Raw genomic sequence first — 25,380 nt, forward strand, 5'->3', positions numbered from 1 at the left:
GAAATGTGTAATAAAATAAATTTAAAACATTGTTATGTAAATATACATTCAACTAAAAATTCACTTAGCACTCAAATCTTCAATAATTGCTGAGATCATGATTGCTTTAGATTTAGAAAAGCCGGTTTTCAATTCTAAATTGCTACTTTATTCATACCTTACCTTGTTACTTGGGCAGCTAGTTAGATTTTATGAAGATATTGTCTTCTAAACTACTAAAAATGTAAAAATATTTTTCAAAATTAAGTATATTTTATAAAAACTAATATATGATAATATAGGTATAAAAACTGTTTAAGTCAATTGATTTGAATTAAATATTATTTACAGAAATTATCAGTTTAATTACATTCCTATTTGAATCTAAATAATCAAAAAACTGCCAGGCGATTATTTTATGGTATGTTTTAATAAAGTATTAAATAATTGATATTGTCGACATTTACCGAAACGTAAAAATTATTGCTCAATGTAATAATTTGCCAAAAAAAGAATCAGACAAATTCACACAGTATAAAAAAATAAAGCAGATTATATTCTGAATATAATCTGCCTGTTAAAACGAATAAACTGTTAAAGCAAACTTGGATTTAATTAATGATAGCTGGTTCTTATTTCACGCCATGAAAGTTGCTTAATGCTGATAGGACAGCGTGGTACATTTACTGTTAATTTTTCTCCATCGGTTGTGGCGGCCACTACAGCTGCACGTGAGCAACTATCTGGGAGAGGCGTTTTTTCACTTAGTGGCTTTTGGGTAGCCGACCCACCTATATCAATAGCATTATAGCCTAATACTATAAAACCAAAAGGTCCTTCTTTGTTGATACTTGCGCCTGCTGGTGCATGTTCATCAAACACAAAGTTAGGATCTGAAATCTGTAATGCACCTCCATTTTTTACATTATACTGGATTTTGCCAGTGATAACTGAGGTGCGCTGTGTTGTGGTAGTTACTTTACATGGATCAGGAAGTTTGTTTTCTTTTTTCACGTTGTACGTGCGTGAAAGGACAGCTCCGGCATAAGATACTATCACTGGTTTCGTGACTACACGTTCTCCAGTGTTGTTTTGCAGTTGGAAATACCAGCCGCGGTGAACTTTTGGGTTTAATGGGTAATTACTCAGTAGTCTATAATGCTCTTTTTGAATAAATTCCTGTTTTAACAAATTATTTTTATTTATTTCTTCTACTTGTGTCTGATTTAAATTGTCGTAGATTCCATAAACTGATTGCTGCTGTTTGTTATTCAAGTCTGATTGATAAATATCACTTCCAGTGCCAAACGTGATAATCGCGGTTTGACTTGTACTGTGATTTTGTCCGGGTGTCTGTATCAAAACTACACCTGGTGCTGAAGTAATAGGAGCAGCAGCAGTAAAAATTTTATGCACTTTCCAGTTGGCCGGATTAGGGGAACGCAAATCAAAGCGATAGAGATTTCCTCCATAGTCGCCAGCGTAAACAATGTCGGCTATGCCATCACCATCGATATCAATAACGGTGGGACTGGATAGACCGCCTTTACTATTTGGTGCAGTCAGTTTAGCAATCAATTCCCCTTTTTTTGTGCCAGTGCGTGCGTAAGCTTTGGTGCCTACATCGATTCCGAGAATATCGTAAATATATAATGCCGATTCAGGGGAGGGTTTGGCGCTTATATCCTGAGCCAGAGTTGAGGAGTAGTTGTAACCATTGCTGATGAATGCTGCCTGACGGATGTGGTCGGTTATAGATGTATCCGATGCGTTGACTGCCTTGTTTACGCGTACACGGGCAATTGCAGGTGTGCCAATGGTATATCCGAATTGGTTGTCTTTTCCGCTAGGAGTCTGAAACAGAAATACATCTTGATACCAATTAGATGAATTCATATTTTCTGCAGCAAGAGGACGGCCAGTTATAACATCATGCCCGCCGATGTTGATACCAAAGGCGCCGCGCCCAGCCTGTCCTAAAGTAGAAACCATAAAAATTTGTTGTGGGCGATTGTTGCTGCCATCAGTCTGTTGTACGACCATACCGCCGTTGAGGAGGTAGCGATGGGGGTAGGAATCGTTAGAACCGTATTTTTTACTGGTTAAATCTTTATAGTAATGAGCGATCAAATCAGAACCATTGTTACTTTGTCTTTCGATGCCCATTGGCATGTAGTTGAATTTTAAATCATACGGGTGGTTTGAACTGTTGCTTGAGCGAAATACGTAGACCATGCCGTCGTTGGCTGAGGTAATCAGGTATTGCTGGCGATTGTTTTCGATATTGCCGGCGGTAAGAATTGGGTTGTCGATGATATCGCCGATATCACGGGTATTGCCAAAATCTTTCAACGGACGACGGGTGCGATAATCCAATACAAAATCATTGTTTTTGAGTGTTGAATCGGTAAGAGAGCGGTTTAACCAAGCCAGTAAACCGTCGCGCCATTCTAAACGGTTTTTATTATTGTTGCTGATTTTAAATGTGCTGTTGTTTAAAGTGTTTAAATTGCCATCAAAGAGATAGGTGTTTTTGCCATCGTTCAAAAGCAATTGCCGGTTATCAAAGGATGGCTGCATAGGGCAGGTATCGTTGTTATTTTTTTTATTGAGATCTGATATACAGATGCGGCTGCTCCATGCTCCGGTTTCGACTTTGGCGGTAATGGATAAATTACCAATACTGGTGTTAGATATGGCAATGGTGGGAGCAGTAGTGGTGGTTTGAATGGTAGAGGCTGTTATTTCTCCTTTAATGGTTTTAAAAATTTTGTCAAAGGCACTGATAATTTCATCACGAGAATTGGCGTTGAAAAAGCGCCCTTTAGGATTGTTTTTTTCATTAAATTCACCACTAGGTGTGGCACCGTTTTCCAGATAAGGAATGGCTATTTTGGCTTCATTGGTATTACGCTGGCCTAAACCTACACCAATGGTAAAGGTCTGCGCAGTTTGAACGAAGCGTTTACCGGTTTTTGGGTCAACTTCATCCCATGGTTGGCCTGCTTCATCGGTTTTTCTTCTGACTGGTGATGCATTAATGGATCGGCCACTGGAATTATAATAATCCTTGGTGTAGATATAGTTGCCAAAGTTAGAATTATTGAGCCTGTCTGTGTAGTATTTCAGACGAAATGGTTTGTTGATGTTGTGATTGCGTGCCAGAAAATTGAGGCGCTCATTTTCACTGCTGTAATCACGGTCGAAATAAGCATCGTAGCGTGAGTCTTTGCTGTTATTGTAGTTTTTGTCGGATACGGAGTAGGTATTGTCTGCCTCGCCATCACTCAACAGAATGATATAGGATTTTTGACAACGGTATTTAAGTTTGTTTATCACTAGATTACGGGCGATGACAGGAAACTGGCGTGTGGTTGGTGTATCACACGGAGTTTCAAGTTTTTTAATATTGTCCAGCATGTTCTGGTAATTGTCGGGATCTGAAGTGTCATAAAATTTATTGAATTTTTTTTGGTCACCTGTACCGCACATGGGTCGAAAAGCAAAATACATATCATCATGATAGTTATTGATGATGTCTGTTAATACTTCTTTTACTGAATCGATACGACGATAGGTATCGCAGCTATAGCGGACTTCTGAGGTATTTTTGGGTTTCACGTTAAAACCGTATTCATAGCCAGCAAAAGGTGGCCAGTAGCCACCTTTTCCATCTGGATTGGGAACCCACTTGCTAACACGACATTTGTATGTAATAGGTACAATGTTCATGGACATACTGCCGGAATCGTCGATGTAGAATGTGATATTTGGTTTAACGCTGTAGGATGAGGTGGTAATCGATTTGCTTTGTAAGTGTAAAGGGATATTGGCAAAGATATTGGTCGAGGCTGAGACTGTAGAGTAGGACAGTAAGCTCAAGATTCCCAGAATGGTGCATCGCAGCGTTTGATAAAGTTGCTCTTTTCTGGTTTGCTGATTGTGAATGGCTTCAGATTGCTGGTTCATAAGTTTCCTGCGTTTGATAATATCTGTTTTTAGCCAGCTGTTTAACTTGTGCAAGGTGAACAGAGAGAGGTGATAAAAAAATATTTAGAAAGGCTAATTTTTAACCCGACATTTATGCTGGATACTATCCAGACATGAGTAATCATTCAGTTTGGAGGTATGTATGTGGTCCGTTAAACAGTAAATTGGTAGCTGAAAACGTTTGCCGGTGTTTTATATTCCAAAAGAATTTTTAGGCAATTTTATGCTCATGGATGCTAACCTGAATAAAAATAATCTTTTAATTTATTTTAGAAGTAAACAGATTAACTTTGCTTAGATAGAGCCAATAAATTAATGTAAAGGATAAATTAATCAATATTTATTAAAATTTTATTGCGTATTTTATATTTATTAATATGTTTATTGTGTAGTTTAAGATTGTATTTAGCTTTTACTTTAGTTTAATTTTCGATTTCAGTAATGAATTATTAAATCCTTTTTTATCTATATTGGCAATTTTATTGCTTATTGCACATTTATACATGTTTTGTTTTGTTAATTTTGCAGCCCGATATTGATGATTAGCTGAGCTTGGTTAGCCCCTGAACAAAAAACTGGTATGGCTGTAATGTAGTGGGGTGATGGATAAAAAGACAATTAATAGATTAGTGTGTTTTTGAGGTTTGAGCCATGTATGGCTGTGGTAAGGTTGTTTTAAATTGGTTGTATCTTCAAATTGAATTATAATTTTATTGTTACAGAATGATTTAATGTATAAGTCATATTTCTACTTTAATAATTATATCTATAAAAAACATATAACTAGCTAATAAGTGATTGCTAATTTAAAAAATAGCTTGCTGAAGTGTTGGCACTGTGATTAAATACGCGCCTCAACAGCACAGGGTGATTAGCTCAGTTGGTAGAGCGTCTGCCTTACAAGCAGAATGTCGGCGGTTCGACTCCGTCATCACCCACCAGTTTTTATTTTATGCATTAGCATAAAATTTGCGCGGTGGTAGCTCAGTTGGTTAGAGTACCGGCCTGTCACGCCGGGGGTCGCGGGTTCGAGCCCCGTCCGCCGCGCCAATATACCTATTTAGCTGTTTTCTTTTGGGTGATTAGCTCAGTTGGTAGAGCGTCTGCCTTACAAGCAGAATGTCGGCGGTTCGACTCCGTCATCACCCACCAAACATATCTTTTATATCATTCTAGTTTTATTCATATTTGCCTAGTTATTAGCTTGCTTAGTGGTGCCGACAGCTTAATAAATATATGCAAAACAATTTAACTTAGATTCAGTAAATATTAAACTTATTCTGCATAATTTAATTTTGGTTTGCTGAAAACAGTGCATGAGCATATTTGTGATTACTTTGAGCGCATCCGTACATCATATCATCAGAGTGAAGAATAAAAAATTTGAAAATTGTTCTTGGATTTGGGTAGAGAGCAAATTTCTATAGATCATTTAATCTTTTGTTTGGAGATTTATAGAGATAATGAAGATATTGGTATATAGAGAATTTAGTTAGTTTGTGTTTAGAAAAAGCCAGATATTATGGACTAGATTCAGAGACTGGTTGATATGATTTATGATGAAAATGTGAGGTATTAAAAAAGTATCTTAAATAAAAATACCTTTTTTAAAATCTGTGGTGCGGATAAAGAGACTCGAACTCTTACACCTTTCGGCGCCAGAACCTAAATCTGGTGCGTCTACCAATTTCGCCATATCCGCATAAATCAAAACTTGATTCAGACGATTATTATAAGATAGTTTGAAAAACGTGCCAAGAAAAATAAATTAAGAATATACAAACAGATAAATATTCGGTTTAAAGGCAATAAAAATATTCTAGAAAACCTTGCTAGAAAGACGAAATAAACTGATTTCATTTAAGTAACTTGTGGTTGAATAGAATTTCATACCATATACAGATATTAATCAAATATGATTTATGTAGTCGTTCAATACAGTACAGTCTGAATTACTTTGCTTCAGACTGTACTGTATTCTCTGCATATGAAAATAGGTTTACATGGTTTCCAGTGTGTCAATACCCAGTAAAGCCAGACCTTGTCGTAAGGTTTTACCGGTCAGGCTGGTGAGCTGTAAACGGCTATTGCGCGTGGATTCATCTGCTTTAAGAATAGGACAGGCTTCATAGAAACGGCTGAATAGGGTGGCAATTTGGTACAGATAGGCAGCAAGATAATGTGGAAAAGATGTTTCTGCCACGCTATCGAGTATATCTTCAAACTTGAGTAGTTCTACAGCCAACTGGAGTTCTAATGGTTCTTTGAGGCTAATAGGTGCCTGTTCATTCCATGTGCCTGCTTTACGGAAGACGCTTTGTACGCGGGTATAGGCATACTGTAAATAAGGGGCAGTGTTACCTTCTAGTGACAGCATACTGTCCCAGTCGAATACATAATCACTGGTTCGGTTTTTGCTTAGGTCTGCGTATTTTACTGCACCTATGCCAACTACCTCTCCGATATGAGCTATTTCGTCAGCACTCAGATTAGGATTTTTAGCAGCTACTAAGGCGGAAGCGCGATTCACAGCTTCGTTAATTAAATCCATTAATTTTACGGTGTCGCCACTGCGGGTTTTGAACGGTTTACCATCTTTACCCATCATGGTACCGAAAGGTACATGTTCTGCATGCACGCTATCGGGTAGCCAGCCGGCTTTACGTGCTACGGTAAATAGTTCGTCGAAATGCAGGCTCTGACGTGCATCAACTACATACATTAATCGGTCACCATGCAAGGTATTAATGCGATAGCGCAGGCAAGCTAAATCAGTGCTAGCGTACAGAAAGCCGCCATCTTTTTTCTGGATAATAAAAGGTGCTGGTTCATCATCTTGGTTTTTAAATTCTTCCAAAAAAACAACTTTGGTGCCGTCACTGTCTACGGCGATACCTTTATCCAGCAATTCGTTGACTGTAGATTGCAACTGATCGTTGTAAAAGGATTCTCCGGTTACATCTTCAGGTTGCAGTTTCAGTCCTAGTTTTTGATATATGGCCTGTGCGTGTTGAAGAGATGTTTGTACAAATTGCTGCCATAATGCAAAAACTTCTTTGTCACCACTCTGAAGTTTTACGACATACTCGCGCGCAGTATTCGCAAAGTTTTCGTCTTCGTCAAATCGAACTTTGGCATTGCGGTAGAATTGTTCTAAATCAGCTAGTTCTAGTGCTGCATTGCCGTTTTTCTGCTGTTCTATCAGATAGGCTACCAGCATACCAAACTGGGTGCCCCAGTCTCCTACGTGATTTTGAGGAATTACTTTATGGCCAAGAAAGGACAGTATGCGGTTGAGACTATCGCCTATGATGCTTGACCGCAAATGTCCGACGTGCATTTCTTTGGCTAGATTAGGCGAGGAATAATCGATTACTACTGTTTGTGGAGTGCTGCTTTGGGCAATCCCCAGATTTTTGTTTTGTAAAGCCGATTGGATGTACTGGGCTAATTTATCTGGACGCAATCGTAAGTTGATGAAGCCGGGACCGGCAACCTCGGCGGAGGCTATCAATGGGTTGTCTGATAGAGCGTCAGCAACTTTTTTTGCCAGTTCACGTGGATTCTGCTTTGTTTTTTTGGCAGCACCCATTACGCCGTTAATTTGATAATCACCAAAATCACGGTTTTTGGCGGGTTGTAAAATGATCTGGTGTTCAGCAAGTCCGGTTGCGCTGAAAGCTTTTGTTACTTCAGCCGCAACTTGTTGATGTAATTTCATGTTGATTCAGTACTTAAGAAAATGACTAATTTTCGCATAAATACGCTTAAATCGCATCCGCAAAGGCTATTATCGGCAATGGGATTTTAGATAGCTGCTGATTGTGAGATAAATGATAGTTTTATCCACATTGGTGTTATGAATATGAATGTGCTGGGGGTTGAATTTAGGTTGATGTGACGTTTTTTGAGTTAGAAATGAGAGCGTACATGACGGTTACTCTTGCGGATGTCTTTAGGGCTTAAAACAGGAGCTACTGTTTCTCTATATTTTTAACCTACGCGATAAAATGCTAGGCTACCCAATAGGTTTGGCCACAATGAGATACGTTTATTGCCACTCATTACGGCGCGTTGCAGCACATTTAAATGGTTTTTGGCACATAACTTGTCAAAATCCTGTAAGGTACACCAATGTATATTGGGTGTGTTATACCATTGATAGGGCATGCGTTCAGATACTGGCATGTGACCGCGCAAAGCAATTTGTAAACGGTTGCGCCAATAGCCAAAATTGGGGAAAGTAACGATGGCTTCACGTGCTACACGTTTCATTTCCTGTAAAATTTTTTCTGTATTCTGCATGGATTGAATGGTTTGGCTTAAAACGATAATATCAAAGCTATTATCATTGAAGTGTTGCAGGCCTGCTTCCAGATCAGCCTGTATGACATTGATACCACGTTGCATGGCCGCCAGGACGTAGTCTGTGGCAATTTCCAGTCCATAACCCTGACAATTTTTGCGTTTAACCAGTGCAGCCAGCAATTCTCCATCTCCGCAACCTAGATCCAGAACACGGCTATTTGGAGTTATCCAGTCGAAAATTAGTTGTAAGTCACCACGCAATGGCGTAGTAGAAGTGTTCATAATGTAAGTTCGCTAGCTATGTTATTGAAGTAAATTCGGATGGCGGCCTGATAATCCTTGTCTTCCATTAAAAAAGCATCATGACCGTGAACGGAGTTAAGCGCGATATATTGTACAGGTTTGTTGGCTGCCACCAATGCGTCCAGCAATTCCTGTGATCGTCTGGGTGAAAAACGCCAGTCACTGCTGAAGCTGGCCAGAAATATTTTAGCTTGAATTGTTGAGACTGCGGCTACTAAATTGCCATCAAAATCTTTTGCCGGATCGAAATAATCCAGAGCTTTTGTCATTAGTAAATAACTATTGGCATCGAACATTTCGGCAAATTTGTCACCCTGATAACGTAGGTATGATTCTACTTCAAATTCGACATTGTAATCATATTGATAATTTGGCTGACGCATTTGCCGGCCAAATTTTTTGCCCAAACCGTCTTCAGCAAGATAAGTGATGTGTCCCATCATTCGTGCAATGCGCAAACCACGACGTGGAATTTTTTGTTGTTGTACGTAGTGACCCTGACAGAAGTCGGGGTCAGTCAGTATGGCTTGTCGAGCGACATCGTTGAAAGCAATATTCTGGGTAGATAAACGGGGTGCTGAAGCGATAATCAGCGCATGGCGTAATCGTTTTGGTTGATCAATGGCCCATTGTAGTGCCTGCATTCCACCTAGACTGCCACCCATGATAGCAGCCCATTGCTGGATACCTAGCCGATCGGCCAGCATAGCTTGGCTTTTCACCCAATCTTTTACAGTTACTATTGGAAATTCAGCACCATAAGCCTGTCCGGTAGTGGGATTGATGCTTAAAGGTCCGGTGCTGCCATGGCACCCACCCAGATTGTTCAGTCCCACGACAAAAAAACGATTGGTATCAACTGGTTTGCCAGGACCAACCATGTTATCCCACCAGCCGGGATGTTTGTCATCGCGATTGTGGTAACCTGCAACATGATGATTTCCAGACAACGCATGGCAAATCAGTACCGCATTGCTTTTATCTGCATTTAGACAGCCATAGGTTTCTATCATTAGCTCAAAATGTGGTAAAACGCTACCATTCTGCAGGGTGAGCGGGCAGTCAAAAAACAGCTTCTGAGGGGTGACAAGGCCTATACTGTCTATTTCTTTCATGAGAATATGTAAAAGAATAGAAAATGGGCATTATAACGACTTTACGTTTTTTGCACAGAATTACATGTTTTGGAAAGTAAATGATTGGACGATTACTGCGTCTGTTGATAATTGTTTTGTTTTTGGTGGTGATATACAGATGCGTACTGAGGAAGCGGAATAGAGAATCAATAAATTACTGGGTGAACAGTCTGGCGATAATATTGTTAAGTATGGCAGCGCTGATATGCTTGTTATATGTGCTAAAAGGAGACTGAAGCTTCGCTAAGATAAAACGGCCAGCAATTAGTGCTGGCCGAAAACAGGTTTGAAATGTTAAATTAAATTGCTGACTTCGGCTTTTTCTTCTTCAAGCTCGGCCAGAGTCTGATTAATGCGTTGCTGGCTGAATTCATCTATTGGCAAATCTTTGACGATAGTGTACTCACCATTTTCGCAGGTCATCGGGAAGCCAAATACCATTTCTTCCGGAATACCATAAGAACCATCAGAAGGCACGCCCATAGTAACCCATTCGCCGTTAGTACCGATTACCCAATCATGAATTTGATCAATGATGGCATTGGCCGCACTAGCTGCAGAGGAAAGGCCACGTGCTTCGATAATTGCTGATCCCCGCTTACCAACTTTAGGCAGAAATTCGTTCTCATACCAGCTTTGGTCATTAATCATCTCTGCTATATTTTCGTTATCAATGGTGGCAAAGCGATAATCTGCATACATGGTGGGACTATGATTGCCCCAAACGCATAATTTACTGATTTTACTTACTGGCTTACCCGTTTTTTCTGCCAATTGACTGAGTGCGCGATTGTGATCCAGACGCATCAGTGCAGTGAAATTTTTAGCGGGTAAATCGGGCGCCGATTTCATGGCAATGTAAGCATTGGTATTGGCTGGATTGCCAACCACTACTACTTTAACATTGCGGCTGGCTACTTTATTTAGCGCCGCACCCTGAGTTGCGAAGATTTCGGCGTTTGCTTGAAGTAAATCGCTGCGTTCCATTCCTTTGCTGCGCGGGCGAGCGCCCACAAGAATGGCAATATCCGCATCTTTAAATGCTACTTCTGGATCATGAGTTGCAAACATATCAACCAGTAAGGGAAATGCACAATCCTGCAATTCCATCATGACACCCTGTGCAGCAGTCTGTGATTGTGGCAAATCAAGCAGTTGAAGAATAACCGGTGTATCGGTTCCAAGCATATCGCCGCTGGCGATACGGAATAGCAGAGCATAACCAATCTGGCCAGTAGCACCCGTTACGGCAATGCGTACAGGTTTTTTCATAACTTGTCCTCTTAATTAATAAATAAACACGACAACAAATAGTTTTTCTTGTCTTTACAAGGTGGTTGATGATGCTGCACCACAAAATTATGGTCGGTATGATAGCAAAATTTTGTTCAAAATTAAATTAATTGACGTAATGGAATGATGTTTTTTGAGAATATTTTAGCAATTTTTGTGATATCTTATGTCTTATATAAGACTTTGTTTACTTGAGTTAGAAATGTCGTACAATAGATTCAAACTTAATCCGCTTAAAAGGCATATTCCTCTATATCAGTCTGTCATGAAGCGGGTAGTACACCTACTTGTGGATGGCGATTTCAAACCTGGCCAGCCTCTTCCAAGCGAATGGAATCTGGCAGAGCAGTGGAAAGTCAGTCAGGGTACGATACGTAAGGGTCTGAGTGAATTGGCGGCGCGTGGTATTTTGCAGCGCCAGCAAGGGGTGGGTACTTTTGTTACTAAGCAAAACTGGGATTGGGGTTGTTTTCCTTTTACGGAAATACCTGCCTTACACAAGGATAGGCTGGAAAAAATCTGGCCTGTGGCTGAAGTATTGAGTCTTGCGGTTGCCGCTGCTGATGAAGAAACGGCTGAGCAGCTGGGTATTAAGGTGTCAGAATCTGTTTGGAAAATTATGTTGCTGTGGCGTACTGGTTATACAGAGGTGGCAGTAGATGAAATGTATTTACCTGTTGCATTATTACCGGATTTAAATGTACGTTTTGTGCGTCGCCGCGGTAGTTTTTATGCTTTTTTGTTGATTGAATATGATGTTCTGGTGGATACTGCGCAACAATGGCTCTGGCAGACTTCGCTGCGTGCAGAAACAGCCAAACTGTTAAAAGCGGATGTGGTTACATCTGCACTTTGTCTGGGGCGCCTAAGTCAGAGTGTTGACGGTGTAGCTTATGAGTGGCGCCGGCGTTATTTACAATTCGGAAGTCAGGCTTTGCAGCTTTCATTAAAAAGCTCAGCAGATTTTTGAAGACTGAATTGTAAATAATTTATCTGTTGTTTTTTGACTGGTTTGTTAAAAACTGGGTCAATTGCAGTAAATTTCGGTTTGAGGCGGCGTGAGTCGCTGGTTTTGAGTTAAATCTTCTAATAATCAAGAGGAGTTACCGATGCAAAAGGAAAGGCCAGTTTATCTGGATATTCAAAAGATACGATTACCCATTCCGGGTATTGTATCTATTTTTCATCGTTTCAGTGGTGTGGCACTGTTTATCTGTATTCCGGTTTTATTGTGGCTGTTTGCAGGTACGCTGTCCCATGAATCTGCGTTTAATACTTATCAGGCATTAGTACACCATCCTTTGGTTAAGTGCATTCTTTTTGTGCTGTTGCTGGCTTACGTTTATCACAGTCTGGCCGGTATTCGCTTTCTGCTTCTGGATATACATAAAGGTACAGAACTGAAAACAGCACGAGCTTCTGCCAAAGCTGTGGTGGTATGTGCAATTGTATTGACCGTTATTATTTATGGAGCGTGTTTATTATCATGATAGACCGTAAATTAGCTGGCGCGCACTATGGCTTGCGCGACTGGATTATGCAGCGCATCACCGCTGTCATCATGCTGGTGTATTCAGTGCTGTTTTTAATCATGATCATCTGTTTACCCCATACTTATCAGGATTGGCGCTGTTTTTTTAGCCTGACTTGGGTGCGCGTGGTGACTCAGATATTTGTGCTGGCACTGGTGATGCATGCCTGGATTGGTATTCGTGATTTATGGATGGATTACATTAAACCGGCGGGTTTACGCCTGTTTTTACATGTGGCTACTATTTTATGGCTGTTAGGCAGTCTGATTTATTCTGTTAAAGTGATTTGGGGGTTAGCATGAGTATGCCCAAGAGTTTGCCGGTACGTCGTTTTGATGCAGTAATTGTTGGCGGCGGTGGTGCAGGGCTTCGTGCGGCTCTGCAATTATCTAAAGCAGGTTTAAATACAGTGGTGCTATCTAAAGTTTTCCCAACTCGTTCGCATACGGTTGCTGCTCAGGGTGGTATTTCCGCCTCGCTGGGTAATGTGCAGGAAGACCACTGGAGCTGGCACATGTACGATACCGTAAAGGGTTCTGACTGGCTGGGTGATCAGGACGCAATTGAGTTCATGACTCGTCGTGCACCTGATGCGGTGGTAGAGCTGGAACACATGGGTATGCCATTTGACCGTGTTGAATCCGGCAAAATTTATCAGCGTCCTTTTGGCGGGCATACTGCCGAATTTGGTAAAAGAGCTGTGGAGCGTGCTTGTGCCGTGGCTGACCGTACTGGCCATGCCATGCTGCATACTTTGTATCAGCAAAATGTTCATGCTGAAACTCAGTTCTTTGTAGAGTGGGCAGCGCTGGATCTGATTCGGGATTCGGAGGGTGTGGTCATTGGTGTCGTTGCCATGGAAATGGAAACTGGTGAAGTTTACATTCTGCATGCTAAGGCTGTGCTTTTTGCAACTGGCGGTGCCGGTCGTATTTATGCTTCCTCTACTAATGCCTATATGAATACCGGCGATGGACTGGGGATTGCAGCTCGTGCAGGTATTCCATTGGAAGACATGGAGTTTTGGCAGTTCCACCCTACAGGTTTGGCAGGTGCTGGTGTGCTGATTACTGAAGGCGTACGTGGTGAAGGTGGAATCTTGCTAAACAGTGAAGGTGAGCGTTTTATGGAACGCTATGCACCTACTGTAAAAGACTTAGCATGCCGCGATGTAGTGTCTCGTGCGATGGCTATTGAAATTCATGAAGGCCGTGGTGTCGGTAAAAATAAAGATCATGTTTTGCTAAAAGTGGACCACCTAGGTGCGCAGAAAATTATGGAAAAATTGCCGGGTATTCGCGAAATTTCCATTCAGTTTGCCGGTGTGGATCCGATTAAAGACCCGATACCGGTGGTGCCAACCTGTCACTATATGATGGGTGGTATTCCGACTAATTATCATGGTCAGGTAGTTATGGCCAAAGGTGATGATCTGGAAGCTCCTGTACCTGGTTTTTATGCTGCAGGTGAGTGTGCGTGTGCATCTGTGCACGGAGCCAACCGTCTGGGTACTAATTCTTTACTTGATTTGGTGGTGTTTGGTAAAGCGGCCGGTGACCACATGATTGAGTATATTAATCAGCAGGTTGCTCATCGTGAATTGCCAGCTGATGCCGGTGAGAAAACCTTGGCACGTCTCAGCCGACTGGAAAATCAGACGAATGGTGAAGAAGTGTCTGATGTTCGTACTGATTTGCAGCGTTGTGTACAGTCGCATGCTGGTGTATTCCGCACCGATGCCTTGTTAAAAGAAGGCGTAGATAAAATCAATGAGATAGCTACTCGTGTGGCTAAATCTCAGATTCACGATAAGAGTAAGGTTTGGAATACAGCACGACTTGAAGCGCTGGAACTGGATAACCTGATTGAAGTGGCTCAGGCTACACTGGTTTCTGCTGCTGCACGTAAAGAATCACGTGGTGCTCATGCTTCTGATGATCACCCTAAACGTGACGATGAAAATTGGATGAAACACACATTGTATTACGCTGAAGATCAGCATCTGGAATATAAACCAGTACACACTAAACCTTTGAGTGTGGAATATATAAAACCGGCTGAACGCGTTTACTAAGGAACTATCAAGATGGAAAAAATCCGCTTCCAGGTGTACCGCTATAATCCCGATGTGGATGCTAAGCCGTACATGAAAGATTATGAACTTGAAATTGAACCAACAGATGTCAAGCTGCTAGATGCGCTGATTAAGCTGAAAGCACAGGACGATAGTCTGTCTTTCCGCCGTTCCTGCCGTGAAGGTATCTGTGGTTCGGATGGTATGAATATCAATGGTAAAAACGGGTTGTCCTGTCTGACGGATATTCGTAGCCTGAAGCAGCCGATTGTGTTGAAACCTTTGCCGGCCTTACCTGTAATCCGAGATTTGATTGTTGATTTTACGCAGTTTTTTAATCAATATCATTCTATTAAACCTTATCTGGTTAATGATACAGCAGCACCAACGCGTGAACGCTTGCAAACACAGGCTGAGCGTAAGGAGCTAGATGGTCTTTATGAATGTATTCTTTGTGCTTGCTGCTCAACTTCTTGCCCTTCATTTTGGTGGAATCCCGATAAGTTTGTAGGTCCCTCTGGTCTGCTCAATGCTTATCGTTTTATTGCCGATACTCGTGATACGCGTACTAATGAACGACTCGATAATCTTAATGATCCATATCGCTTGTTTCGCTGCCATACGATTATGAATTGTGTGGATGTTTGTCCGAAACACCTTAATCCGACTCGAGCTATAGGCAAGATTAAAGATTTAATGTTAAGAAGAGCAATTTGATGCAACACTTTGATGATAATGCCAAACGCCGCATTCGTTGGTTAGCTCGCAGGGGTTTGCTGGAACTAGATATTATTCTAGGCAGATTCATGACACAGGTTTTTGACCATTTGTCGGATAGTGAGCTGGCAGCTTTTGTGGCGTTAATGGATTTGCCGGATCCGGAAATTCTGGCATTAATCAATAAAGCGGAAGAATGTGCGTACCCTGAATTTGAGCCTGTTCTGGAAAAAATCAGACAGGCTGAGAGGTTGTGAAACGCCTTACTTTTGTTAATGTATTTAAGTTTAGATTATTTAAATAGAAAAATTGAAAATTAAGGAGTTAGGGATGACCAAGAACGCTATACTCAACGTCGAGGGGCAAGAGCCTTTTGAAATGCCAGTGTTATCTGGTACGCTGGGACCAGATGTGGTTGATATTCGTAAACTGTATGGTACGACCAACATGTTTATGTTTGATCCAGGTTTTACTTCAACCGCATCCTGTGAATCGAAAATCACCTTCATTGATGGTGAAAAGGGGCAGTTATATTATCGGGGATATCCCATTGAGCAACTGGCAGAACAGAGTGATTATTTGGAAACCTGTTATTTGCTTATCTATGGTGAATTACCTAATGCAGTCGAAAAACAGAAATTTGAACTGGGTGTGTTGCGTCATAACATGGTGCATGAGCAGTTGACTTGGTTCTTTCGGGGTTTTCGTCGTGATGCTCATCCGATGTCAATGATGGTGGGGGTTGTAGGTGCACTGGCGGCGTTTTATCAGGATAGTCTGGATATCAGCAATCCTGAGCATCGTCGGATCGCTGAATACCGTATGATTGCCAAGGTTCCGACACTGGCGGCCATGTGCTATCGCTATTCAAAAGGTTTACCTTTCAATTATCCGCGTAACAGTCTGTCTTATACTGGCAATTTCATGCATATGATGTTTGCCAAGCCAACTGAGGATTATGTGGTTAATCCTGTGCTAGAACGTGCTTTGGATCGGATTTTTATTCTGCATGCTGATCATGAGCAGAATGCTTCCACTTCTACTGTACGTCTGGCCGGTTCGTCCGGAGCCAATCCCTTTGCCTGTATTGCAGCAGGTATTGCTTGTTTGTGGGGTCCGGCTCATGGCGGTGCCAATGAGGCTGTACTGAAAATGCTGGATGAAATTGGTGATGTATCCCGCGTTGAAGAATTTATGCAGGGAGTTAAAGAAAAACGTTATCGTCTGATGGGTTTTGGACACCGTGTTTATAAAAACATGGATCCTCGAGCCAAAATCATGAAACAGACTTGTGATGAAGTGCTCAATGAGCTGGGTTTACACGATAGTCCTAAATTCAAGCTGGCAATGGCTTTGGAAAAAATCGCTTTGGAAGATCCTTATTTCATTGAACGCAAGCTTTATCCAAATGTAGACTTTTATTCTGGTATTGTTCTGAGTGCTTTGGGCATTCCTACAACGATGTTTACTGTTTTGTTTGCTCTTGCGCGAACAGTAGGCTGGGTTTCACATTGGCATGAAATGATTGCTGACCCACATCAGAAAATCGGCCGTCCAAGGCAGTTATATACTGGGGCCGGCCGTCGCGATTATCTACCTGTAGATAAACGCTAATCTAGTTGGTGTATTCAGGCAGCTTTTTAGCTGCCTGAAACATACTAATGCTTCATCCCCATGTGTTTGCGTGGTGATCTGGAATCGGTATGTTGATATGCGGTAATCTGGAATCGGCATTCGATTCTCGAGTTGAATATTGGTAGGGGATAGTTATATTCCTGTTTTATAGTTTAAGGTAAAAAAGGGTTTTTACCATGATGGAAGAAAAAACCAGTCTTTCTTATTTATACGGTGCCAATGCTCCTTATATAGAGGAGTTATACGAGAGCTACCTGAAAGATAGAGATTCAGTTGATGAATACTGGAAAGATTATTTTGACAAAGTGGCTGCTTTGCCGGGCTATGTTGCCAAAGATATACCGCAATTACCGATTCAAGAGTCGTTTGTAAATCTGTCCAAACAGCATGGTGCTGCACAGGGCAGTGTTGATTTAAATATGTTGCAAAAGCAAGTATCAGTTTTAAATCTGATGAATGCTTATCGTATTCTGGGCAGCCGTAATGCTAATCTGGATCCGTTGAAACGGCGTCCAAAAGAATATCTGGCTGAGCTGGATCCGGCACAGTACGGTCTGACTGCTGCTGATATGTCTACTAAATTCTATACTGGCAGTGATTTTTCCCGCAGCCAGCAGCTGCCTTTGTCTGAAATTATAAATAAACTGGATCAGACTTATTGTGGTACGGTTGGTGTGGAATTTATGCACATTACTCGTCCAGATGAGCGTAACTGGGTGCAAGATCGTGTAGAAAAAGATTTGTCTGCCGGTAGTTATACTCCTGAACACAAACGCCGTATTCTGAAGCAGCTTACTGCGGCTGAAACCCTAGAGCGCTACCTGCATACTCGCTATGTGGGTCAAAAACGTTTTTCTCTGGAAGGCGGCGAAAGTACCATTGTTGCGCTGGATTATCTGATGCAGCATTGTGGCAGTCAGGGTGTAGAAGAAGTCATGATTGGTATGGCGCACCGTGGCCGTTTGAACGTGCTGGTTAACATCCTAGGCAAAGAACCTCGCGATTTGTTTAGCGAGTTTGAAGGTAAATATACTACGACGCTACCAAGTGGTGACGTGAAATACCATATGGGCTTCACATCTGACTTGGCTACTGGTAATGGTCCGCTGCATGTTTCTCTGGCATTCAATCCATCTCATCTGGAAATTGTGAATCCAGTTGTGGAAGGTGCTGTACGTGCACGCCAGAAACGCCGTGGGGAGTCAGGTCGTAAAGCAGTATTACCGGTACTGATTCATGGTGATTCTGCGTTCATTGGTCTGGGTGTGAATCAGGCTAATTTCAACCTGTCTCAAACCCGTGGTTATACCACCGGTGGCACGATTCATATTGTAATTAATAATCAGATTGGTTTTACGACTTCTGATTTACGCGATACCCGTTCTACCGTGTACTGCACTGATTTGGCTAAAATGGTTGATGCGCCGATTTTCCATGTAAACGGTGATGATCCTGAAGCAGTGAGCTATGTAATGGGACTGGCGATGGATTATCGTAAGTCTTTCGGCAAAGATGTAGTTGTGGATATCGTTTGCTTCCGCAAACTGGGCCATAACGAGGGTGATGACCCGATGCTCACGCAGCCTATGATGTACAACAAGATTCATCAGCATCCGGGTACCCGTGCATTGTATTCAGACCGTCTGGTAAATGAAAATGTGATTAGCAAAGAAGCAGCTGATGGAATGATTCAGGCTTATCGTGATGCGCTGGATAAAGGTGAGCATGTAGAACAGACCACGCTGACTGATTACAACCACAAGCATGCTGTAGACTGGACACCATATATTGGTACTCACTGGAATCATCCGGTAGAAACCGGTATTCCTGAGGCCGATATTAAACGTCTTACTGCTAAATTTACTGCGCTGCCTGAGGGCTTTACGCCACATAATACTGTTAAAAGAATGTTGGCTAACCGTGTTGCTATGGCAGAGGGTACTCAACCTGTTGATTGGGGTATGGCTGAAACACTTGCTTATGCAAGCTTAGTAACCAATGGTAATGGTGTACGTATTTCTGGTGAAGATTCCGGTCGCGGAACATTCTCGCATCGCCATGCTGTGCTGCATGATCAGAAACGGGAAAAAAGTGATGCTGGTGCTTACGTACCATTGCGTAACTTGAGTGATAATCAGGCTTCTTTCTTGGTAATTGATTCCATTCTGAATGAAGAAGCTGTATTGGCTTATGAATATGGTTTTGCTTGCAGTGCTCCAGATCGTTTAGTTATCTGGGAAGGTCAGTTTGGTGATTTTGCCAATGGTGCACAGGTTGCCATTGACCAATTTATCACTTCAGGTGAAACCAAATGGGGTCGTCTGTGTGGTCTAACGGTGATTTTACCGCACGGTTATGATGGACAAGGTCCTGAGCACTCTTCTGGTCGTCTGGAACGCTGGCTGCAATTGTGTTCTGAAGAAAATATTCAGGTTGTAATGCCGTCTGAAGCTTCGCAGATGTTCCATGTGTTGCGTCGTCAGGTATTGCGTCCGTATCGTAAGCCTCTAGTTATTTTCATGTCCAAACGTCTGTTGCGTTTCAATGAGTCTATGAGTCCGCTCAGTGATTTCACTGAAGGCCATTCTTTCAGACCGGTAATCGGTGATCAGGTTGAGGGCAATGAAAATACTGTTAAGCGTGTGATTCTGTGTGCCGGTCAGGTGTACTACGATATCAATAAAGCACGTATGGAACGTGATTTAGGCAAGGATATCGCGATTGTGCGTGTTGAACAGTTGTATCCTTTCCCTTACGAGCAACTGGCTGCTGAACTAAGCCGCTACCCGAATGCTACTGAAATTCTGTGGGCTCAGGAAGAACCGAAAAATCAGGGTGCATGGTTCCAGATCCGTCACCGCATTGAAGCGATTGCCAGCAGCAAGCAGAAAGTTATTTTTGCCGGCCGTCCTGCCAGCGCCTCTCCAGCTGTGGGCTATATGAGCAAACATGTTGCTCAGCTGAAACAATTGGTTGATGATGCTCTGGAATTGAAATAATCCGAATCTGTAATGAATAACCGGCCACCTGTGTGGTGGCCTTTGGCCCTTTTTTAGGAGTAATCCATGATTATTGATGTAACCGTTCCCATGCTTCCGGAAAGTGTGACTGAAGCCACTCTGATGACCTGGAATAAAAAAGTGGGTGAATTCGTACAGCGTGATGAAAACCTGATTGATCTGGAAACGGATAAAGTTGTGTTGGAGCTGCCTGCTCAGCAAGCAGGTAAGTTGGTCGAAATTATTGAAGCAGATGGTGCTACTGTGACTGCTGGTCAGTTACTGGCCAAAATTGATACTTCAGCTACTGCTGAAGCATCTGCGCCAGCTGCCGCTGCTGCCCCTGCAGAATCTGCCCCTGCTGCAGCACCTTCAGCTCCTGCTGCACAGGCAAATCAGTCTCAGGCTGGTGTAGCTATGCCTGCAGCTGCTAAACTGGCTGCGGAAAAAGGTGTAAATACTGCTACGATCCAAGGTTCTGGTCGTGATGGTCGTGTATTAAAAGAAGACGTTGCTGCTGCAGCCTCTGCATTGGCTGCTGCTCCGACCATGGCTACAACTAAAGCTGCTACACCTGTGGCTGCCGGTGATCGTGTAGAACAGCGCGTACCGATGTCTCGTCTGCGTTCACGTGTTGCTGAACGTTTGCTGCAGTCTCAGCATGAAAATGCGATTCTGACTACATTTAACGAAGTGAATATGAAGCCGGTTATGGATTTGCGTAACCGCTATAAAGAACAGTTCCAGAAAGAATATGGTATTAAACTGGGCTTTATGTCTTTCTTTGTTAAAGCTGCTGTGGCTGCGTTGAAGAAATACCCTGTGGTTAATGCTTCTATTGATGGCACTGATGTTGTTTATCATGGCTATTTTGATATTGGTATTGCTATTGGCAGTCCTCGTGGTTTGGTTGTACCTATTTTGCGTGATGCAGATCAGATGAGCATTGCTGATATTGAGCAGGCCATTCATGATTATGCAGTTAAAGCTAAAGACGGTAAGCTGGCTCTGGAAGACCTGACTGGTGGTACATTCAGTATTACCAATGGTGGAACATTCGGTTCTATGATGTCTACGCCGATTATTAATCCACCTCAGTCTGCTATTTTGGGTATGCATGCAACAAAAGAACGTGCAGTAGTAGAAAATGGTCAGGTAGTGGTACGTCCGATGATGTATCTGGCTCTGTCTTATGACCATCGTCTGATTGATGGCCGTGAAGCTGTGTTGACACTGGTAGCTATTAAAGATGCGCTGGAAGATCCTGCTCGCTTGTTGCTGGAACTGTAATTTGATTTGCTGGCTGCCGTATTCTCAAATTATGGCAGCTTGATGAAGATAAACCGTAATGCTGGCCACACCGAATCAAATGGCGTTTGTGCCACATTGCGGTTTTATTTTATCAGTCAGAAATATTCATGATTGAAAGGAATTTTAATGTCTCAATTTGACGTTGTGGTAATCGGTGCCGGTCCTGGGGGCTATGTTGCAGCCATTCGTGCGGCTGAGCTGGGTTTTAAAACTGCCTGTATTGATGCTGGTTTAAATAAAAAAGGGGATGGTCCGGCTCTGGGTGGTACTTGTCTAAATGTAGGTTGCATTCCTTCTAAAGCTTTGCTGCAGACCAGTGAGAATTACCATGCCGCGCAATCTGAATTTGCTGAACATGGTATTGATGTTCAGGTTAAGGGCTTTGATGCAAAAAAAATGATTGAACGTAAAGATGCTATTGTTAGTAAGCTGACAAATGGTATTGGTTTTCTGTTCAAAAAAGACAAAGTTGAAAGTATTTTTGGTAAAGGTTCTTTGGTTGGTCAGGCTGATGGTTTATGGCAGATTGAAGTAGATGCCAATGGTAACAAACAGCAGGTTACAGCTAAGCATGTGATTGTTGCTACCGGATCTGTACCGCGCCCGCTGCCAATTACTGAAATTGATAATATTAATGTATTGGATAATGAAGGTGCGCTGAATCTTGAAGCTGTACCAACTAAGCTGGGTATGATTGGTTCCGGTGTGATTGGTCTGGAAATGGGTTCTGTATGGAATCGTCTAGGCTCAGAAGTAACCATTCTGGAAGCAATGCCTACTTTCTTAGCTGCTGCTGACCAGCAGGTGGCAAAAGAAGCATTTAAGGTTTTCACTAAAGAGCAGGGGCTGAACATTCATCTGGGTGTGACGGTGAATGAAATTGTTAAAGCTGAAAACAGCGTGACGGTTAAATATACTGTTGGCGGTGAAGAAAAAACCGAGTCTTTTGATAAGTTAATTATTGCGATTGGCCGTATTCCAAATACAAAGGGTCTGAATGCTGAGGGTGTTGGCCTGCAAAAAGACGAACGTGGTTTTATTGTAGTGGACGATGAATGCCGCACTAATCTGCCTAATGTTTGGGCGATTGGCGACGTAGTACGCGGCCCGATGCTGGCTCATAAAGCATCTGCTGAGGGTGTGGCTGTGGCTGAACGTATTGCCGGTCAGAAACCGTTTGTAGATATGAATACCATTCCTGCTGTGATGTATACTCATCCGGAAATTGCTTGGGTTGGTCAGACTGAGGAGCAGTTGAAGGCTGCTGGCGTGAAGTATAAAAAAGGTCAGTCTAGTTTTGCTGCGAATGGTCGTGCGCTGGGTATGGGACAGGCAAAAGGTTTTGTTAAGATTCTAGCTGATGAGGAAACTGATCGTGTACTGGGAGTACATATCATTGGGCCGGTGGCTTCTGAGCTGATTGCCGAGGCTGTAATGGCTATGGACTTTAAAGCTTCAAGTGAGGATATTACCCGTATTGTTCATGCCCATCCGACTTTGTCTGAAGCTATGCATGAGGCTGCTTCTTCTATTAAATAAATTATAGAAGTAAGTATCAACCGCATCCTTTTGGATGCGGTTTTTTTATCTCAATTATTACATTTGATTATATGTGTCTGTATTTTAAAGTTTTTTAGTGGGATTTTGTTTATATTTACTGTAATATTTACCGATGTGTGGTGATGGTCTGGATAATAATTGAGGAGAAATGTTATGCCCAGTAATTACAGTATTTTTTATGTTGATGAACCATTTAATGAGTATGCGGCGGGGGCATTAATACAAAGAGACTATTTTTTTTATAATCAGCTGAAAACGTGGAAAACTCAGGATGAGCAATTTCTGTTTGATGATATTCATGCTAAAAAATATGATGTACGCGACGGTAGCGATTGGGAAGGGGTGTTAAAGCCACGTATTAAAGAGCGTTTAAACCGAGCAGATAATATTATTTTAATATTAAGTGAGGATACTTTTCAGTCACGCAGTTTGAAAGAGGAACTTGAATATGGAATCGGGCGTTTGAGGCTACCGGTAATTGTGATTTATACAGAAATACGCGAAAAGAAAGATATGCTGGTTAGTGGTAAAAATAATATGAACTTTAAGGTTCACTATTTCTGGAATAAGTTACCGCTTTTTAAAAAGTTAAAATCTCAGGTGCCGGTGTTGCATGTTCCATTCAATAAAGAAATGGTAGCTAAGGCGCTTAAAAAGAGTAATTTTGTTAGGAATACCCACATTAAGCCTAATAATTATATGCTGACTATGTAAGATGAGTAGGGTGCTTGCTTTATCCGAGCTGCTGTTGAATTTATATTCAGTCTTCCCAGTGTCTTTTTACTTTATCCAGCGCTCTGCGATCTCGTTTGGTTGGCCGACCATCGGGATAAGAAGCACTTATCTGGCTGGCCTGTTTGAGGGCTTTGAGTTCTGCACGTTTGGAGGCGACGCTTTCGTCTTCATTGTAGAGTAAACGTGCTTCAGAGGCGGGTCGGCGCATGTGATTGAGTTGCTGAACCTCAATTTTATAGGGCAATGAGTTAAGTGTCAGGTCTATACTGTCACCTACCTGAATATTTTTGCTGTTTTTCACTTTGGCTCCGTTTACCAAAACGCGTCCGAGTTCGATGTGTTTCTGAGCCAGAGCTCGGGTTTTAAAAAAACGTGCTGCCCATAGCCATTTATCCAGTCGCATGCTGTTGGTGCTGGCATCGTTATTTCTGTTCATTTTTGGTGTGTCCTATATAGGTGTGTTTTTTTAAATGATTTAAAGCCGGTAAAAAAGTAACTTTTCTATCTGAGTTGCTATTATAAATAATACACTGGCTTTATTTTGTTTAATATTTGTTGATATCTGATATATCGAATACTTGGCGCAAATAAGCCAGAAATGTGCTGTTATCAGACATGGTTTTGCCAGGTGAATCAGAAATTTTGGCTACAGACTGGCCATTGCATTCTACCAGTTTTAATACGATGTTTAATGGTGTCAATCCCATGTCACAGGTGAAGTTAGTACCGATACCGAAGCTGGTTTTGAAGCGTTTGTTAAAATGGACGTAAAGATCCCATGCTCGCTGCAAGTCGAGTCCATCACTGAATGTTAACATTTTGGTACGAGTGTCAATGCGCAGTTTCTGATAATGATCGTAGGCTTTTTCACCCCAGATATACGGATCGCCGCTGTCATGGCGCAGTCCATCAAACAGCTTTGCAAAGTATAGGTCGAAATCGCGCAGGAAAGCATCCATGCCGACTACATCAGTTAAAGCGATACCTAAATCGCCGCGATATTCGTGTACCCATGCTTCGAGAGCCGCTTTTTGGAAATCACGTAAACGTACATCCAGCGCCTGAAAGGCCTGAAGGAATTCATGTGCCATGGTGCCGATAGGTATTAGGCCAAATTCTTTGGCTATGTGAACATTGCTGGTACCGCGAAATACGCTGGGAGCGGCTTCGCGAAGGGTTTTTACGACATGTTTCTGCCATGTATAACGATAGCGTCGGCGGGTACCAAAATCGGAAACAATAAAAGGTGAGCTATATTGTTGTTGTTCATTAGCATATTGGTGTATCAGCTCAGCTTTATTTTTTAATCGACGTTTTCCTTCAGCAATTATTTCAGGAGTTTCTAGACGACGGAAGTAAAGTTCATTGACTATCGACAAAACAAATATCTCAAAAAACATGGCCTGTATGATCGGGCCTTCTATGCGGATATTAAGATAATGATTGTTATCGATACTGGTACTGATAAACCGACGTTTTAACTGAAACAGCTCCATGTAGTCGACAAAATCGCTTTTGATGAAGCGTAGGCTTCGCAGATATAGTAATTCATCTTCGTTGAATTTCATCTGGCATAGACGATCTAATTCCCAGTCAAGCTCTTCCAGAATATCCCCAAGCGGGTAAGCGGTTTCATGGTTATTGCGACAGCGAAATTCATAAACCCCAGTAGCTTGTGGAAACTGGTGCAGGACTACCTGAAGCATGGTGAATTTATACAGGTCTGTGTCCAGTAAGGACTGGATAATCGGCGGGCGGTTGGTATCAATAGCCATAACGCTGGGTCAACTCACTAAAATATTGCTGTT

The 25,380-nt window shown here is 42.0% G+C and carries 19 protein-coding genes and 4 tRNA genes; 15 read left to right on the plus strand and 8 right to left on the minus strand.

Annotation, left to right across the window (positions count from 1 at the left end; genetic code table 11):
* Positions 1–594: 594 nt before the first annotated feature.
* A complete protein-coding gene (locus J3U64_RS07690; RefSeq protein ID WP_267408819.1) occupies positions 595–3,948 on the minus strand; it encodes a PilC/PilY family type IV pilus protein in 3,354 nt (1,117 codons plus the stop codon).
* A gap of 886 nt (positions 3,949–4,834) precedes the next feature.
* Here J3U64_RS07690 and J3U64_RS07695 point away from each other — a divergent pair.
* From J3U64_RS07695 to J3U64_RS07705, 3 genes are all read left to right on the plus strand, one after another.
* Positions 4,835–4,910 (plus strand) — tRNA-Val (locus J3U64_RS07695).
* 32 nt (positions 4,911–4,942) lie between these two features.
* Positions 4,943–5,019 (plus strand) — tRNA-Asp (locus J3U64_RS07700).
* Between the two features lie 26 nt (positions 5,020–5,045).
* A tRNA-Val gene (locus J3U64_RS07705) sits at positions 5,046–5,121 on the plus strand.
* Between the two features lie 465 nt (positions 5,122–5,586).
* Here the strand turns inward: J3U64_RS07705 and J3U64_RS07710 are convergent.
* The 4 genes from J3U64_RS07710 to metX all read right to left on the minus strand — a co-directional run bounded on the left by J3U64_RS07710 (position 5,587) and on the right by metX (position 9,695).
* Positions 5,587–5,671, minus strand: a tRNA-Leu gene (locus J3U64_RS07710).
* Between the two features lie 297 nt (positions 5,672–5,968).
* A complete protein-coding gene (gene argS, locus J3U64_RS07715) occupies positions 5,969–7,690 on the minus strand; it encodes an arginine--tRNA ligase (RefSeq protein ID WP_267408820.1) in 1,722 nt (573 codons plus the stop codon).
* 272 nt (positions 7,691–7,962) lie between these two features.
* Complete coding sequence (metW, locus tag J3U64_RS07720; protein ID WP_267408821.1) at positions 7,963–8,559, minus strand: methionine biosynthesis protein MetW; 597 nt, start codon at positions 8,557–8,559, stop codon at positions 7,963–7,965.
* Positions 8,556–9,695, minus strand: a complete 1,140-nt coding sequence (gene metX / locus J3U64_RS07725; RefSeq protein ID WP_267408822.1) for a homoserine O-succinyltransferase MetX — start codon at positions 9,693–9,695, stop codon at positions 8,556–8,558. The genes metW and metX overlap by 4 nt, the downstream gene beginning before the upstream one ends.
* 80 nt (positions 9,696–9,775) lie before the next feature.
* On the opposite strand from metX, the gene J3U64_RS09990 reads away from it, so the two are divergent.
* Positions 9,776–9,952, plus strand: a complete 177-nt coding sequence (locus J3U64_RS09990) for a protein MIGRI (RefSeq protein WP_416384666.1) — start codon at positions 9,776–9,778, stop codon at positions 9,950–9,952.
* 58 nt (positions 9,953–10,010) lie between these two features.
* Here J3U64_RS09990 and J3U64_RS07730 read toward each other — a convergent pair whose 3' ends face one another.
* Positions 10,011–10,988, minus strand: a complete 978-nt coding sequence (locus J3U64_RS07730) for a malate dehydrogenase (RefSeq protein ID WP_267408823.1) — start codon at positions 10,986–10,988, stop codon at positions 10,011–10,013.
* Between the two features lie 223 nt (positions 10,989–11,211).
* Between J3U64_RS07730 and J3U64_RS07735 the strand changes: the two genes are divergently transcribed.
* From J3U64_RS07735 to J3U64_RS07785, 11 genes are all read left to right on the plus strand, one after another.
* On the plus strand, positions 11,212–11,979 hold the full coding sequence (locus tag J3U64_RS07735; protein ID WP_267389977.1) for a GntR family transcriptional regulator: 768 nt from the start codon (positions 11,212–11,214) through the stop codon (positions 11,977–11,979).
* 139 nt (positions 11,980–12,118) lie between these two features.
* Positions 12,119–12,499, plus strand: a complete 381-nt coding sequence (gene sdhC, locus J3U64_RS07740; protein ID WP_100152105.1) for a succinate dehydrogenase, cytochrome b556 subunit — start codon at positions 12,119–12,121, stop codon at positions 12,497–12,499.
* Positions 12,496–12,843, plus strand: coding sequence for a succinate dehydrogenase, hydrophobic membrane anchor protein (sdhD, locus tag J3U64_RS07745; protein WP_267389978.1), 348 nt, complete (start codon positions 12,496–12,498; stop codon positions 12,841–12,843). The genes sdhC and sdhD overlap by 4 nt, the downstream gene beginning before the upstream one ends.
* Before the next feature lie 2 nt (positions 12,844–12,845).
* The gene (gene sdhA / locus J3U64_RS07750; protein ID WP_100141523.1) at positions 12,846–14,615 is read left to right on the plus strand and encodes a succinate dehydrogenase flavoprotein subunit; all 1,770 of its coding nucleotides are present in this window, start codon (positions 12,846–12,848) and stop codon (positions 14,613–14,615) included.
* A 12-nt stretch (positions 14,616–14,627) separates the two neighbouring features.
* A complete protein-coding gene (locus J3U64_RS07755) occupies positions 14,628–15,332 on the plus strand; it encodes a succinate dehydrogenase iron-sulfur subunit (RefSeq protein ID WP_100141522.1) in 705 nt (234 codons plus the stop codon).
* Complete coding sequence (locus J3U64_RS07760) at positions 15,332–15,589, plus strand: succinate dehydrogenase assembly factor 2 (RefSeq protein ID WP_100152102.1); 258 nt, start codon at positions 15,332–15,334, stop codon at positions 15,587–15,589. Before J3U64_RS07755 ends, J3U64_RS07760 begins: the two co-directional genes overlap by 1 nt.
* Positions 15,590–15,662: 73 nt before the next feature.
* Positions 15,663–16,946 (plus strand): citrate synthase, encoded by a 1,284-nt coding sequence (gltA, locus tag J3U64_RS07765; RefSeq protein WP_100141520.1) that lies wholly within the window; start codon positions 15,663–15,665, stop codon positions 16,944–16,946.
* Between the two features lie 197 nt (positions 16,947–17,143).
* Positions 17,144–19,966: a 2-oxoglutarate dehydrogenase E1 component gene (locus tag J3U64_RS07770; protein WP_100141519.1), complete on the plus strand. Its 2,823-nt coding sequence runs from the start codon at positions 17,144–17,146 to the stop codon at positions 19,964–19,966.
* Positions 19,967–20,032: 66 nt separating this feature from the next.
* Entirely contained in the window at positions 20,033–21,256 is a 1,224-nt protein-coding gene (gene odhB / locus J3U64_RS07775; protein WP_267408824.1) for a 2-oxoglutarate dehydrogenase complex dihydrolipoyllysine-residue succinyltransferase, read from the plus strand.
* Between the two features lie 147 nt (positions 21,257–21,403).
* On the plus strand, positions 21,404–22,816 hold the full coding sequence (gene lpdA / locus J3U64_RS07780) for a dihydrolipoyl dehydrogenase (RefSeq protein WP_267408825.1): 1,413 nt from the start codon (positions 21,404–21,406) through the stop codon (positions 22,814–22,816).
* A 174-nt stretch (positions 22,817–22,990) separates the two neighbouring features.
* Positions 22,991–23,551 (plus strand): TIR domain-containing protein, encoded by a 561-nt coding sequence (locus tag J3U64_RS07785; protein ID WP_267389982.1) that lies wholly within the window; start codon positions 22,991–22,993, stop codon positions 23,549–23,551.
* A 46-nt stretch (positions 23,552–23,597) separates the two neighbouring features.
* Here the strand turns inward: J3U64_RS07785 and J3U64_RS07790 are convergent, their stop codons facing one another.
* Together J3U64_RS07790 and pncB are read right to left on the minus strand one after the other, a co-directional pair.
* Positions 23,598–24,008 carry an RNA-binding S4 domain-containing protein gene (locus tag J3U64_RS07790; RefSeq protein WP_267408826.1) on the minus strand — a complete coding sequence of 137 codons (411 nt, stop codon included), beginning with the start codon at positions 24,006–24,008 and terminating at the stop codon, positions 23,598–23,600.
* Positions 24,009–24,117: 109 nt separating this feature from the next.
* Complete coding sequence (pncB, locus tag J3U64_RS07795) at positions 24,118–25,347, minus strand: nicotinate phosphoribosyltransferase (RefSeq protein WP_267408827.1); 1,230 nt, start codon at positions 25,345–25,347, stop codon at positions 24,118–24,120.
* Positions 25,348–25,380 lie beyond the last annotated feature (33 nt).

It is taken from the genome of Snodgrassella sp. B3800, assembly GCF_026535865.1.
In the GTDB taxonomy this organism is placed as follows: domain Bacteria; phylum Pseudomonadota; class Gammaproteobacteria; order Burkholderiales; family Neisseriaceae; genus Snodgrassella; species Snodgrassella alvi_E.